The 14,652-nt window shown below is 58.2% G+C and carries 12 protein-coding genes and 1 pseudogene; 3 read left to right on the top strand and 10 right to left on the bottom strand.

Annotation, left to right across the window (positions count from 1 at the left end):
* The first annotated feature begins 113 nt into the window (after positions 1–113).
* Positions 114–2,822, top strand: coding sequence for a magnesium-translocating P-type ATPase (gene mgtA / locus CKK19_RS02570; RefSeq protein WP_063853149.1), 2,709 nt, complete (start codon positions 114–116; stop codon positions 2,820–2,822).
* Positions 2,823–3,022: 200 nt separating this feature from the next.
* A complete protein-coding gene (locus tag CKK19_RS02565) occupies positions 3,023–5,407 on the top strand; it encodes a beta-N-acetylhexosaminidase (RefSeq protein WP_063853056.1) in 2,385 nt (794 codons plus the stop codon).
* A 202-nt stretch (positions 5,408–5,609) separates the two neighbouring features.
* Here the strand turns inward: CKK19_RS02565 and gbpA are convergent, their stop codons facing one another.
* The 5 genes from gbpA to CKK19_RS02540 form a co-directional block, all read right to left on the bottom strand.
* Positions 5,610–7,061, bottom strand: coding sequence for an N-acetylglucosamine-binding protein GbpA (gbpA, locus tag CKK19_RS02560; protein WP_032625241.1), 1,452 nt, complete (start codon positions 7,059–7,061; stop codon positions 5,610–5,612).
* A gap of 136 nt (positions 7,062–7,197) precedes the next feature.
* Positions 7,198–7,584 (bottom strand): 2-iminobutanoate/2-iminopropanoate deaminase, encoded by a 387-nt coding sequence (gene ridA / locus CKK19_RS02555; protein WP_003863373.1) that lies wholly within the window; start codon positions 7,582–7,584, stop codon positions 7,198–7,200.
* Positions 7,585–7,657: 73 nt separating this feature from the next.
* Positions 7,658–8,119, bottom strand: coding sequence for an aspartate carbamoyltransferase regulatory subunit (gene pyrI / locus CKK19_RS02550; RefSeq protein WP_003863370.1), 462 nt, complete (start codon positions 8,117–8,119; stop codon positions 7,658–7,660).
* Positions 8,120–8,131: 12 nt separating this feature from the next.
* A complete protein-coding gene (gene pyrB, locus CKK19_RS02545) occupies positions 8,132–9,064 on the bottom strand; it encodes an aspartate carbamoyltransferase (protein ID WP_003863368.1) in 933 nt (310 codons plus the stop codon).
* A gap of 34 nt (positions 9,065–9,098) precedes the next feature.
* Complete coding sequence (locus CKK19_RS02540; protein WP_022646880.1) at positions 9,099–9,203, bottom strand: pyrBI operon leader peptide; 105 nt, start codon at positions 9,201–9,203, stop codon at positions 9,099–9,101.
* Between CKK19_RS02540 and CKK19_RS02535 the strand changes: the two are divergent.
* Positions 9,183–9,300, top strand: a pseudogene (locus tag CKK19_RS02535) (hypothetical protein). The gene CKK19_RS02540 and the pseudogene CKK19_RS02535 overlap by 21 nt on opposite strands.
* A gap of 3 nt (positions 9,301–9,303) precedes the next feature.
* Here the strand turns inward: CKK19_RS02535 and CKK19_RS02530 are convergent.
* From CKK19_RS02530 to arcA, 5 genes are all read right to left on the bottom strand, one after another.
* Positions 9,304–9,783 carry an arginine repressor gene (locus tag CKK19_RS02530; RefSeq protein ID WP_003863366.1) on the bottom strand — a complete coding sequence of 160 codons (480 nt, stop codon included), beginning with the start codon at positions 9,781–9,783 and terminating at the stop codon, positions 9,304–9,306.
* Positions 9,784–9,863: 80 nt separating this feature from the next.
* The gene (locus CKK19_RS02525) at positions 9,864–11,267 is read right to left on the bottom strand and encodes a YfcC family protein (RefSeq protein ID WP_003863365.1); all 1,404 of its coding nucleotides are present in this window, start codon (positions 11,265–11,267) and stop codon (positions 9,864–9,866) included.
* A gap of 46 nt (positions 11,268–11,313) precedes the next feature.
* Positions 11,314–12,318 carry an ornithine carbamoyltransferase gene (gene argF / locus CKK19_RS02520; protein WP_003863360.1) on the bottom strand — a complete coding sequence of 335 codons (1,005 nt, stop codon included), beginning with the start codon at positions 12,316–12,318 and terminating at the stop codon, positions 11,314–11,316.
* 129 nt (positions 12,319–12,447) lie between these two features.
* Positions 12,448–13,359, bottom strand: coding sequence for a carbamate kinase (arcC, locus tag CKK19_RS02515; protein WP_022646884.1), 912 nt, complete (start codon positions 13,357–13,359; stop codon positions 12,448–12,450).
* A 10-nt stretch (positions 13,360–13,369) separates the two neighbouring features.
* Entirely contained in the window at positions 13,370–14,590 is a 1,221-nt protein-coding gene (arcA, locus tag CKK19_RS02510) for an arginine deiminase (protein WP_023299194.1), read from the bottom strand.
* Between the last annotated feature and the right edge of the window lie 62 nt (positions 14,591–14,652).

Genomic DNA, 14,652 nt, shown 5'->3' with positions numbered 1-14,652 from the left:
TGAGGCAGCAACGTTCATACGTTCCTGCTTGATAAATTAAGTGCCTGACAGGTACGGCTCTGCCACGCCTGCGGGAAAACTGCGTCCGCCTTTGCGGATGCGGGGGAATGACTATGCTGAAAAATATCACCCGGCAGCTGTTCGCGCAGCTGAGCCGCCACCTGCCACATCGCCTGATTGCGCGCGATCCGCTGCCAAATGCCAACATCCTGGCGGGCGCGGAAATCCCCGCTTCCCTGACCGAGCGCTGCCTGAACGTGGCGGCGATGGATGAAAACGAAGTCTGGCGCGCCTTTGGCGGCCACCCGGAAGGGCTGAACGCGCAAGAAGTGTCAAAAATCCGCGAGGAACATGGCGATAACCAGATCCCGGCGCAAAAAACCTCACCATGGTGGGTCCACCTGTGGCTCTGCTACCGCAATCCGTTCAACCTGCTGCTGACGGTGCTCGGGATTATCTCTTACGCCACTGAAGATCTGTTTGCCGCAGGCGTAATTGCCCTGATGGTGGGGATCTCCACGCTGCTTAACTTTATTCAGGAAGCGCGCTCCACCAAAGCGGCGGATGCGCTGAAAGCGATGGTCAGCAATACTGCCACCGTGTCGCGTGTGATTAACGACCTCGGCGAAAACGCCTGGATTGAACTGCCCATTGACCAGCTGGTGCCGGGCGATCTGGTGAAGCTGGCGGCGGGGGACATGATCCCGGCGGATTTACGCATCATCCAGGCGCGGGATCTGTTCGTCGCGCAGGCGTCCCTCACCGGTGAATCCCTGCCCGTGGAGAAGGTGGCGAGGACCCGCGATCCGCAGCAGATGAACCCGCTGGAATGCGACACCCTGTGCTTTATGGGCACCACGGTGGTCAGCGGCACGGCGCAGGCCATTGTCACCGCTACCGGCGGCAACACCTGGTTTGGGCAGCTTGCCGGACGCGTCAGCGAGCAGGAGAGCGAGCCGAACGCATTCCAGAAAGGCATTGGCCGCGTCAGCATGCTGCTGATCCGCTTTATGATGGTCATGACGCCGATTGTCCTGCTGATCAACGGCTACACCAAAGGTGACTGGTGGGAAGCGGCGCTGTTCGCCCTCTCCGTGGCTGTCGGCTTAACGCCGGAAATGCTGCCGATGATTGTCACCTCCACGCTGGCGCGCGGGGCGGTCAAACTCTCTAAACAAAAGGTGATCGTCAAACACCTCGACGCCATCCAGAACTTTGGCGCGATGGACATTCTTTGCACCGATAAAACCGGCACCCTGACCCAGGACAAAATCGTGCTGGAGAACCACACCGATATCGCCGGAAAGACCAGCGAACGGGTGCTGTACAGCGCGTGGCTGAACAGTCACTACCAGACAGGGCTGAAAAACCTGCTCGACGTGGCGGTGCTGGAAGGGGTGGATGAAGAGTCTGCCCGCATGCTCTCCGGCCGCTGGCAGAAGGTGGACGAAATTCCGTTCGACTTTGAACGGCGCCGCATGTCGGTGGTGGTCAGCGAGCAGCCGGACGTACATCAGCTGATCTGCAAAGGGGCATTGCAGGAGATCCTGAATGTTTCCACGCAGGTGCGTCATAACGGCGAGATCGTGCCGCTGGATGAGACCATGCTGCGCCGCATCAAACGCGTCACCGATAACCTGAACCGTCAGGGGCTGCGCGTGGTGGCGGTAGCAAGCAAGTTCCTGCCCGCGCGGGAAGGGGACTACCAGCGTATCGATGAATCCGATTTGATCCTCGAGGGTTACATCGCATTCCTCGATCCGCCGAAAGAGACCACCGCGCCGGCGCTGAAAGCACTGAAAGCGAGCGGGATCACCGTCAAAATCCTGACCGGCGACAGCGAGCTGGTGGCGGCCAAAGTGTGCCACGAAGTGGGCCTGGACGCGGGCGACGTCGTGGTGGGGAGCGACATTGAGCACCTGTCCGACGATGAGCTGGCCGAGCTTGCCCTGCGCACCACGCTGTTTGCCCGCCTGACGCCGATGCATAAAGAACGCATCGTCACTCTGCTGCGTCGTGAAGGGCACGTGGTGGGCTTTATGGGCGACGGCATCAACGATGCGCCAGCCCTGCGTGCGGCGGATATCGGTATCTCCGTGGACGGCGCGGTGGATATCGCCCGCGAGGCGGCAGATATCATTCTGCTGGAAAAGAGCCTGATGGTGCTGGAGGAGGGCGTCATCGAAGGGCGTCGCACCTTCGCCAATATGCTCAAATACATCAAAATGACCGCCAGCTCCAACTTCGGTAACGTCTTCAGCGTGCTGGTGGCGAGCGCCTTCCTGCCGTTCCTGCCGATGCTGCCGCTGCACCTGCTGATCCAGAACCTGATGTACGATGTCTCTCAGGTCGCCATCCCGTTTGATAACGTGGACGACGAGCAGATCCAGAAGCCGCAGCGCTGGAACCCCGCCGATTTGGGGCGCTTTATGCTGTTCTTTGGGCCGATCAGCTCCATCTTTGACATTCTGACCTTCTGCCTGATGTGGTTTGTGTTCCACGCCAACACCCCGGAACACCAGACGCTGTTCCAGTCCGGCTGGTTCGTGGTGGGGCTGCTGTCCCAGACCCTGATTGTGCATATGATCCGCACCCGCCGCATTCCGTTTATCCAGAGCCGTGCCGCATGGCCGCTGATCGTGATGACGGGCATTGTGATGGCGCTCGGGATCGCGCTGCCGTTCTCGCCGCTTGCAAGTTACCTGCAACTTCAGGCGCTGCCGCTGAGCTACTTCCCGTGGCTGGTGGCGATCCTCGCGGGTTACATGGTGCTGACGCAGATGGTCAAAGGGTTCTATAGCCGTCGGTATGGATGGCAGTAACGGCAAGCCCGGTGGCGCTGCGCTTACCGGGCCTACGATCCGAACGTAGGCCGGGTAAGGCGAAGCCGCCACCCGGCAGCTGGCTTTCCTCCCAAATTCAACAACCTGTGATCTCCGTCGGCGCATTCGCTTGACGACAATTTGAGCGCATGTTAACAGAATGTTTTGCCTTTATTTGGCCCGTCAGATAAGGAACATTCATGTTACGGTACAGCCTCTTAACCGCCGGGCTCATGCTCGGCGCCTCCGCCTTTGCCGCCCCGGCAGGCGACCTTCCCTTAATGCCCTGGCCTGCGAAGGTTGAACGCCCGACCACGCAGGGTGCGCTGGTGCTTACCAATCAACTCACCGTGAGCGTCAGTGGCGACGATCTGGGGGATGCGGTCAACCGCCTGCGCCAGCGCATCGCCCTGCAAACTGGCTGGACGCTACAGCCGCAGGCCGAAAAACCTGACAAGCCAACCATCCGTATTTCCATCGCTAAAAAAGTGAAGCCGCAGCCGCTGCCGGACAGCGATGAGAGCTATAAACTCACGGTGGACGCCAACGGCGTAAATATCTCCGCCAACACCCGCTTCGGCGCGCTGCGCGCCATGGAAACCTTGCTCCAGCTGATGCAGAACGGTGCCGAAAACACCTCGATTCCGTGGGTTACCATTGAAGATTCGCCGCGCTTCCCGTGGCGCGGGCTGCTGCTCGATTCAGCGCGCCATTTCATCCCGTTACCCGATATCAAACGCCAGATCGACGGCATGGCCGCGGCTAAGCTCAACGTCCTGCACTGGCATTTGACGGACGATCAGGGCTGGCGCTTTACCTCGAAGCGTTATCCAAAATTAACCCAGCTTGCCAGCGATGGGCTGTTCTACACCCCGGAGCAGATGCGCGAGATTGTGCGTTACGCTGCCGAGCGCGGCATACGCGTGGTGCCGGAAATTGATATGCCGGGCCACGCCTCGGCGATTGCCGTCGCCTACCCGGAGCTGATGAGCGCGCCGGGGCCGTACGCCATGGAGCGCCACTGGGGCGTGCTTAAGCCAGTGCTGGATCCCACCAAAGAGGCGACCTATACCTTTGCCAACGCGATGGTCAGCGAACTGGCGGCGATCTTCCCGGATCCGTATCTGCATATTGGCGGCGATGAGGTTGACGACAGCCAGTGGAAAGCGAACGCTGCGATCCAGAGATTCATGCGCGACAACAAACTGGCGGACAGCCATGCGTTGCAGGCGTATTTCAACCGCAAGCTGGAGACGATCCTTGAGAAGCACCACCGGCAGATGGTTGGCTGGGATGAGATCTACCATCCCGATCTGCCGAAAAGCATTCTGATCCAGTCCTGGCAGGGACAGGACGCGCTGGGGCAGGTGGCGCAGAACGGCTATAAGGGCATTCTCTCTACCGGTTTCTACCTTGATCAGCCGCAATCCACCGCCTACCACTACCGCAATGAAATTGTGCCGCAGGGGTTGAACGGCGTGGATGTGATAGCAGACACCGACAGCGTCCAGAGCTGGGCTTTCTCCATGCCGCGTCTGAAAGGCAAGCCGGTGGAAGGCAGCTTTACGCTGGCGAAAGGCGATGCTGGCTGGCGCGGATTCATTGATTTTGCCGGGAAATCGCGTCGGGCGGTGGATAACATTCAGTGGCGGGACGACAATCAGGTAACGTTTACCGTTGATACCTGGATGGGTGAAACGCGTCCGGTCGTTTCTGTTGAGAACGATAAGCTCAGCGGCTATTTCCTGGTGGGTAACGCCCGCTACCCGATTAGCGGCACGCGTCTGGACGAGGTGCCGAAAGGCGTTCCGCCGGTGGTGCCGGACCCGGCGAACGAGGCCAATCTGCTCGGCGGTGAAGCCGCGCTGTGGGCGGAAAACGTGATCGCGCCAGTGCTGGATATCCGTCTGTGGCCGCGCGCCTTTGCGGTGGCGGAGCGGCTTTGGTCGGCGAAGGACGTCAACGACATCGACAACATGTATACCCGGCTCCAGGCGATGGACAGCTGGTCCACGGTATCGGTTGGGCTACAGCAGCATACCCAGCAGCAGATACAATTCACGCGCCTCGCTAACAATGCGGATACCTTGCCGCTGCAAATCCTCGCCCAGGCGCTTGAACCGGCGCAGTATTACACCCGTCAGCATCTTAAGTTCCATGCCGGAAACTATCATCAGTTTGAGCCGCTCAACCGGCTCGCTGACGCGCTAAACGCGGAAAGTGCGACCGTGCGTCAGATGAATAAATGGGCTGACCGTCTGGTGAGCGATGCGGAAGACACGGAGAGCGCCGACGCGCTGCGCCACGTCTTTAACCGCTGGCAGAACAACACCAGCGACGTGCTGGCCTTGAGCGAAAACAGCTATCAGTTGAAGGCCATCAAACCGGTGATTCAGGAGGTGGACAAGCTGGCCTCGATTGGCCTGAGGCTGACGGATCTGGTGGCGCGTCAGGGAACGCTGGATGATAAAGAGATCGCGTCGATCCAGAGCGAACTGGATAACGCGGCGACAATCCAGGACGAGGTGGTGATTGCGGCGGTGTACCCGCTGGAAACGCTGCTGCGTGCGACGCGGAATCAGTAGAAAAAAATACCCCTCACCCCAACCCCTCTCCCCATAGGGGCGAGGGGCACTATCGGTACCCTCTCCCCTTTGGAGGGAGGGCCAGGCGAGGGGGCTCTATCGGTACCCTCTCCCCTTTGGAGAGAGGGCCAGGCGAGGGGGCTCGATCCGTTCCCTCTCCCCTTTGGGGAGAGGGTTAGGGTGAGGGGTAAGGTTTTTCCACTCAGTTCTTCAACACCCACGCCTCTTTCCAGTGCGCGCCAACGCCAGGCTCAAACTGGTTTGCGGTTGGGCTGTACTGCACGCAGTAGCCGCTGTACGGGAAAGGCTTACATTCGTAGGTCTTACCGTCTTTTGGCTGTAGTACCACGGTGCCCGCTTTGTACGAGGCGATATTGTCCGGGAAGGTAAAGTCGTGGTGGCCGGTGCTGTCCGCAGCCGCATCGCTTTCCAGCATCAGGTTCAGCACGTCCTGGGCGAACATCGTGCCGTCTTTATTGGTCGCGTAGTATTTCAGCATATGGTGTCCCGCCGTCACGTCAGTCAACGTCATGGTCACGTCCTGATTGACGTTGTTCATGTCCTGCTTCAGGTAACCTTTTTCCGCACCGTGGTGGTTCATCACGTGCGCTTCAAAATTAACGTCACCCTGCGTGTTGACGTGGAAGGTGACGGTCGCATTGCCATGTTCGATTTTGCTGTATTGCAGATCGGAAACGGCGATGGTCTCGCTCACCTGCGCTTTTTGCTCTTCATAGGAGATGGCAACGGATTTCAGCGTGCTGCCCTCTTTCACGAATACGCTGTTGGCGCCGTGAACCGGGCTGATGTCACCGGCTTCATCTTTAACACCGACGCGGACATCGCTCTGAGCGGTGTTGATCTTTTGCGCCAGATCGTAAGACCACTGGTTAGCGTCGCCTTGTTCAGCAGAGCCGATGGTCATTTCGGTACGCATGGCGGTCACTTCACCGTTGGCGTCGAAGAAGCGTGCGATAACCTTATCGCCCACGTTCAGGTTATTACCGGCAATCTGGCCGCTAAGGGTTTTGCTCCATTCGGAAACGATCGCAGGCGTTTCATCCGGGGTAACGTTGCCACCATTCCCGAAATCAACGTCAATGGCCTGATAAAAGCTATTTGAGGTGTCCGCAATTTCCCACACGCCGTAAATAACCTGGTACCCCGTACGCGCAGGAACATTGCAAGTCATAGATTTTGTTACGGCTGGTGCCTGACTATTTCCGTTGATCGTACAGAATGGAGTTAATTCAAATTGATCACGAGTCAGCGGCTTATTTGGATCCCAGTTTTGTTTGGTGATGTAATAGCGCCAGTTAGTGGTTTTATGCGGTGCAGTATGATGCCAGACGAACTCATGCGGGCCTGCTGTTATCGGGTTTTTGGTCCAGGCATTCAGGCTTTGCTTATCCAGCTGAGAATACTGGGAAATACCTGCACTGGCGAGCTGGCCGTCCGGCGGCATAGCGCCGGTCGGGAAACCGGAAGTTTTTTCCACGCTCTGCGGTTCATACTGTACAGCGCCGCAATCAATATTTTGGCCAAGCTTACACATATAGGCGCGGCTGGCTGGAGATTCAATATAGCCGTGAGCAAATGCCGACGATGCAACGGTCACTGTCGCGAGGGCAAGTGCAATTTTTGAAAGTTTCATTACTCATCCATTATTAGAGAATATTACCGGGTGGAGAAGCTTAATAATGGACGGTGCGATTTGTCATTTTATATGGAGAGTAAAAATAGCCGAAATAAAAAGGACAGCTAAGCTGCCCTTTCTTAATTGAATTGAATTAGCGACGTACGGCAATCGCTTCAATTTCAATTTTCACGTCTTTTGGAAGACGCGCCACTTCCACGCAAGAGCGAGCCGGGAAGGTCGCGTTGTGCTCGGTGAAGAACGCTTCGTAAGTGGCGTTAACGGTCGCGAAATCATTCAGATCTTTCACGAACACAGTGGTTTTGACGATATCGCCCACTTTCAGACCGGCAGATTCCACGATCGCCTGCACGTTTTCCAGCGACTGACGCGCCTGCGCCGCTACGTCGGCTGGCACTTCACCGGTTTTTGGGTTCACCGGGATCTGACCAGAAGTGATGATCATGCTGCCCAGATCAACGCCCTGAACGTATGGGCCGATAGCCGCTGGTGCATTTTCCGTCGCGAGTACTTTGCTCATTTTTTCTCCAGAATTACAGCGTTAAGAATGTTCCCGGCCATTATAACAGCCGGGATTTCATTACCAACCTCAATTAGTTGGCCAGCACCACATAATGAGAAAACTCTTTTTCGCAGTATTTGCATTTGAGTGCGATGTCATTGGCGCGTTTTTTCACTGCGAAACTGGAGGAAACCGGCTCAGCATGACTGATGCAGTTGCTGTTCGGGCAGACCAGCACGCTTTCGATGCGATCCGGCAGGCTTGGGCGGGATTTGCCCACCACGTCGTAATCGTCGATGCGGTTAACCGTGGCGTCCGGCGCGTACAGCGACAGCTGGTTAACCTGCTCGTCGGTCAGGAAGGTGTTCTCGATTTTGATCAGGTCTTTACGGCCCATTTCACCCGACGGCAGGTTCAGGCCGATGGTGATGCGCTGGTCGGTTTCGGTCAGTTTGAACAGCGTCAGCAGCTTAAAGCCCACCTGCGCAGGGATGTGGTCAATCACGGTGCCACGCTTGATGGCTTCAACCTGGAGTTTGTTATCGTGTGTCATGGTCGTCTCCCCTTACAGAGCTAATTCGCGATTCAGAACCAGTGCCAGTAACGCCTGGCGAGCGAAGATGCCGTTTCCGGCCTGCTGGAAGTACCAGGCGTGCGGCGTTTTGTCCACGTCTGTGGTGATCTCATCGATGCGCGGCAGCGGGTGCAGCACCTTCATATTGTCACGCGCGCCTTCAAGGTCGCTGGCGCGCAGCACGAACTGCGCCTTCACGTTGGCGTACTCGGACGGATCCAGACGCTCTTTCTGCACGCGGGTCATGTAGAGAATATCCACGTTGCCCATCACCTCTTCGATACTGGCGTGCAGGCTCCACGCGATGCCTTTCTCGTCCAGCATGTCGAGAATGTACTGCGGCATCGCCAGCGCGTCCGGCGCGATAAAGAAGAAGCGGTTGCCGTTAAATTTCGCCAGCGCCTGGGTCAGGGAGTGGACGGTGCGGCCATATTTCAGGTCGCCGACCATGGCGATGTTCAGGTTCTCAAGCGTGCCCTGCGTCTCCTGAATGGTGAACAGATCCAGCAGGGTCTGCGTCGGATGCTGGTTAGCACCGTCACCGGCGTTCAGCACCGGAATGCCGCCGGAAAACTCGGTCGCCAGACGCGCCGCGCCCTCCTGCGGGTGGCGCATCACAATCGCGTCAACGTAGGTACTGATAACCGAAATGGTATCCGCCAGGGTTTCGCCTTTTTTGCCCAGCGACGTGTTGCTGCTGTCCGAGAAGCCCACCACGCTCGCGCCCAGACGGTGCATGGAGGTTTCGAAGGAGAGGCGGGTGCGGGTCGAGGCTTCGAAGAAGCAGCTCGCAATCACCTTGTGCTTCAACAGCTCCGGTTGCGGATTGGCCTTCAGTTTTGCCGCGGTTTCCAGAACCAGTTCCAGCTCTTCGCGGCTGAGGTCGTTTATGGAAATGATGTGTTTTTGATAAAGCGGATTCATGTTTATCTCCTGACGCCGGGCAAAAAAAAGCCCCTCAAATGAGGGGCTCTGGGAATAGGTTTAGCAACGGGAAGAAAAACGGCAGGCCAGCGTCTGATTTCAGACGCGGTAAGACGTTATGTCGTACACGCTTGACCATGCTTCCTCCCGGCAAATTGTCGGGCATTATACGCAGCTCGCTTTTGGGATCAAGCGATTTAATGCACGCTTTACTCAATGCAAACGGTTCTTTGTGAATATTAATGCGTTCTGAGTAAATAATTAATTTGCTTATGTACCAGCGCGGTGCGCTTCACTACGCGGGGCGCGACCCAGACAATACTGCTCCCGGCCACTACACCTAAAATTTCCGGTAACTGGTGATAATCCAGAATACGCGCCACCGCGCGGCCATATCCGGCGACGGTATGGATAAGGATAAATTCGCTGTTGTGCTCCACGCTCACCACCATTTCAGAGACCGTACGCGCCGCGTCGGGGGCCGGGCGCAGCTGGGGATTCAGCGAATAAATCTTTAGCCCTTTGGCATTGCGAATTTTTATGACACCAAGCAACTTGAGCAGACGTGAAACGGTGGACTGGCTGATGGTCTCAAAACCACGCTCCTGTAAGTCGCGGCGGATCTCTTCCTGGGAGAGATAGCTCTTTTCCGCGATCAGACGCTGGCAGACCGTTAGCTGTAGTTGCTCTTTGGGAGAGTACTCTTCGTAATCCATCATAGTTCCCATATCAGTTCCCGAAATAACCGGTGGCACCGCACCGATCCGTAGGCCGGATAAGCGCAGCGCCATCCGGCAAATCACAACAAAGCACCCAGGCTTAACGCCACCATAATCACCACCGTTAAAATCCCCAGCAGCGGCGCGACCCATTTCAGATAACGCACGTAGGGCACGCGGGCGATAGCCAGCCCGCCCATCACGACGGCAGAGGTGGGAGTGATCAGGTTGACGATGCCGGACGCCGACTGGTAAGCCGTAACCACCAGGTCGCGGTTGACGTTAGCGAAATCGGCAAGGGGCGCCATGATCGGCATCGTCAGAACGGCCAGGCCGGACGAAGAAGGCACAAGAAACGACAGCACCACTTCCAGCCAGTACATCACGTTGATGAACGCCACCGTCGACAATCCGGTGACCATTCCCTCGGCGCTGTGCAAAATGGTGTGGGTAATCATGCCCTTATCCATGATCACTACGATACCGCGCGCGATGCCGATTATCAGCGCGACGCCCAGCAAATCTCGCGCGCCGTTGATAAAGGTTGAGGTCAGCTCCTCTTCGCTCATGCGGGCGATCAGCCCGACGATAATGGCACTGGCGAGGAACACCGCCGAAATCTCCGCCATCCACCAGCCCAGCACCGCCACGCCGTAGATCATCACCGCGAAGGCGAGGGCGAAGATCACCAGGATGAGTTTGCGCACCGGGGTAAATTCCAGCGACTGCTCGCCCTTGTTACCGAGAAAGTGGGCGCGATTTTCTTCCTGCTTATCCGCCACGATCGACAGCGACGGATCCTTGCGCACCTTGCGGGCGTAGCGCATTACCCACGCCACGCAGATGATCCAGCCGATCACCAGCAGCGCGATGCGTAGCATGATGCCGTTGGTGAAGGGGATCCCGGCGGCGTTGGCGGCGATCACCGTGGCGAACGGGTTGATGGTGGATCCGAGCGTGCCGATCCCCGCGCCGAGCAGCACGGTAGAGGCCGCAACCACCGGATCGAACCGCGCTGCCAGCATCACCGGCACCAGTAAGGTATAGAAGGGTAGCGACTCTTCGGCCATGCCGTAAATCGTGCCGCCTGCGGCAAACAGCGCCATCAGGATCGGGATCATCCACTCTTCGCGGCCGCGCAGTCGGGTGGTGACGCGCTCGATCCCGGCGTCTATCGCCCCGGTTTTAGTGACGATCCCGAGGAATCCCCCGATGATCAGAATAAACAGCGCCACGTCGATCGCCCCGGCCTGGCCGGACTCCGGATCGTACAGCCCGGCAATCGGCGCCATCAGCACGGAGACGAGCCCCTGCGGGTGCGCTGCCACGTGCGCGTAAGTGCCAGCAACCGGCACTTCTTTGCCGAGCGCCTCGTTCATCGCCATATGGTACTGCCCGGCCGGAACAATCCACGTCAGCACGGCAACCACGGCAATCAGAAAAAAGAGAATGGTATAAGCGGAGGGAAATTTGAACTTGCCCATGATGTTCTCCTGAACCCGGCGCACCCCGCGGCGCGCCGGGCGGTGATTAGTCGCCGAGTGTCGCCACCATGACCGCTTTAATGGTGTGCATGCGGTTCTCTGCTTCGTCGAAGACGATGGAGTTCGGGGATTCAAAGACCTCTTCCGTCACCTCCAGCCCCTTCAGGCCGTACGCCATCTCGATTTCGCGGCCCACTTTGGTATGTTCGTTGTGGAACGCCGGCAGGCAGTGCATGAACTTGACGTTCGGATTACCGGTGGCCTTCATCACGTCCGCATTAATCTGATACGGCTTCATCAGGCTAACGCGCTCGGCCCACGCCTCCTTCGGCTCGCCCATGGAAACCCACACGTCGGTGTAGAGGAAATCGGTGCCCTGCACGCCTTCTTCCACATCGTCGGTGAGGGTGATGCGCGCGCCGGTCTCTTTGGCAATGGCGCGGCACTGCTCAACCAGCCCGGCCTCCGGCCAGAAGGATTTCGGCGCCACAAGGCGGATATCCATCCCCATTTTGGCCGCGCCGACCATCAGCGAATTACCCATGTTGTTGCGCGCGTCGCCGAGGTAAGCAAAGCTCAGCTCCGGCAGGGTTTTGCCCGGAGAGTGCTCCAGCATGGTCATCAGGTCGGCAAGGATTTGCGTCGGGTGGAACTCGTCGGTCAGGCCGTTCCACACCGGCACTCCCGCGTATTCGCCCAGCTCCTCAACGATGGCCTGGCCGTAGCCGCGGTACTCGATGCCGTCATACATGCGGCCCAGCACGCGCGCGGTGTCCTTCATCGACTCTTTGTGGCCAATCTGCGAGCCGCTTGGGCCGAGGTAGGTGACCTGCGCGCCCTGGTCGAACGCGCCCACTTCAAAGGCGCAGCGGGTGCGGGTGGAGGTTTTTTCAAAGATCAGGGCGATGTTTTTCCCGACCAGGGTTTGCTTTTCGCGCCCGGCTTTTTTGGCCGCCTTCAGCTCGATGGCGAGATCGATCAGGTACTGGATCTCCGCCGGGGTGTAGTCCAGCAGTTTCAGGAAGTTGCGGTTTTTCAGGTTGATGGTCATGGGTAAATCCTTTTTAAAATTAATGTCTAAGACCTTACCCCTCACCCCAGCCCTCTCCCCAAAGGGGAGAGGATGTAATCGTCCCCTCTCCCCTTTGGGGAGAGGGTTAGGGTGAGGGGAAATGGGTGCTCAGTTACGAATCAACGTGCCTTTCTCGCCCGCCAGTATCTCCGCGCCGTCGGCCAGCGCGCCGATCCCGGCAATGCCGTTGCAGGCTTCAACAAACTCGCGGCAGGCGGCCACTTTTGGCCCCATCGATCCGGCGTCGAACTGCATGCCTCTGAGCAGTTCCGGCGTGACCTGCGCCAGCGGGCGCTGGGTCGGTTTGCCCCAGTCGAGGTACACCGCGTCGGCATCGGTGAGGATCAGCAGGGCATCGGCCTCGATCTGCCGCGCCAGCAGAGCGGCGGAGAGGTCTTTGTCGATCACCGCCTCAATGCCGCGATAACCGTTGGCGTTTTCCACCACCGGCACGCCGCCGCCGCCGTTGCAGATGACCAGGTGGTCGCGCTGAATAAGCGCCGTAATGGCGTCGCTCTCCACGATGCGCTTCGGCTGCGGAGAGGGCACAACGCGGCGGAAATAGGCCCCGTCGACCTTGAACACCCAGCCTTTTTCCGCGGCCAGCGCTTTCGCCTGGGCTTCGCTGTAGACCGGGCCGATGTACTTGGTCGGGTTGCTGAACGCCGGGTCGGCGGCGTCCACTTCCACCTGCGTGAGCAGGACGCTCACCTCGCGCTGGGGCAGATTGTTTTTCAGCGCCTGCTGGAGCATGTAGCCGATCATTCCCTGGCTTTCTGCACCAAGAACGTCCAGCGGGTAGGGGGTGACTTTGTCGTAGGCGCTGTTTTGCAGCGCCAGCAGCCCGACCTGCGGGCCGTTTCCGTGCACCAGCACCACGCGCCATTGCTCCGTTAAGCCTGCGATGGTGCGGGCGGCCTGCTCGATGTTCTGACGCTGGATGTCCGCTTCCAGCGGCTCGCCGCGCTTGAGCAGCGCGTTGCCGCCAAGGGCCACAACCAGAGTGGGTTTTCGTTCCATGATGGCTCCTTTAAATTCCGTCGCGTTCCAGTGGGCAGCTCATGCAGCGCGCGCCGCCGCGACCGCGCCCCAGCTCGTCGCCCGGGATCGGCAGCACGGTGATGCCCGCCTTGTCGTATTTCTCGTTGGTCCAGACGTTGCGCTCGTAGCCGATCACCACGCCCGGACGGATGGTCAGGACGTTGTTGGCGTCGTTCCACTGCTCGCGTTCGGCTTCAAAGGCATCGCCGCCGGTGGTGATCAGGCGCACCTGGTTAATGCCGAGGGCTTTCTCGATGGCGTGCAGCAGGTCGGTTTCCTGAGTACGCAGCAGACCGCCGCGTCCGTCCGGGGTGAGCGTCCAGCACTGGGCGTCCTTGCGCACCACTTCCGGGTAAACGGAGAAAGTGTCCACGTCGATGTGGGTCATCACGGTGTCGAGGTGCATGCAGGAGCGATGTTTCGGCAGCTCAACGGCGATCACGCGCTCGGCCTGACGATGTTTAAACAAGCTGTTGGCGAGGAACTCCACGCCCTGCGGCGTCGTGCGCTCTGACATGCCGATCAATACCGCCCCGCGGCCAATCACTAATACGTCGCCGCCTTCCAGGGTGGCGTGGTCGTAATTAATATTCTCGTCGCCGAAATACTTAATAAACTCGCCATCGGCAAATGCGGGGTGCCAGCGATATATTGCGCGCAGATTATTGGTTTCGCGCTGGCGGGCGGGTTTCGCCATCGGATTAATGGACACGCCGTTATAAATCCAGCAGGAGGTATCGCGGGTAAATAAGTGGTTCGGCAGCGGTTTCATAATAAAATCATTCGCCGTGTGGGTATCGACCACCATATTTTTAATAGCCGCCGGAATTTCGCCGTAGGTTAATCCGCCGCTTAATCGGCGCGCCAGTTCGCGGTGCGGCATATCCGCCAGCCAGCCGCGGACGTCGCTGGCAAAGGCTGGGCCGAGGCGGTAGTCGGAGATTTGTGTTTCAAGAAGCCAGGCTTTTGCTTCGGCAATATCAAGCGTTTGCGTAAGAAGGTCGGTCAATAGCAGGACTTCCACACCCTGCTCGCGCAGCGTGTTTGCGAAGATATCATGCTCCTCTCCCGCCCGCTCAACCGAGAGCACGTCATCAAATAACAACTCCTGACAATTCGATGGCGTTAAACGTTTAAGACTTAAATTAGGACGGTGCAGCATAACGCTACGCAATTGACCAATTTCAGAACCGACGTAATGCTTTTCCATAATTATTCCTTTAACTGTTTTTCAGAATAAAAAGGGCATGCGCCATGTGATGTGTTTAATTT

The organism is Enterobacter sp. CCUG 70166, from assembly GCF_020224095.1.
GTDB classification, from domain to species: domain Bacteria; phylum Pseudomonadota; class Gammaproteobacteria; order Enterobacterales; family Enterobacteriaceae; genus Enterobacter; species Enterobacter intestinihominis.
Note: the sequence above shows the minus strand (reverse complement) of the source record. Positions and strands in the feature narration are given on the sequence as shown.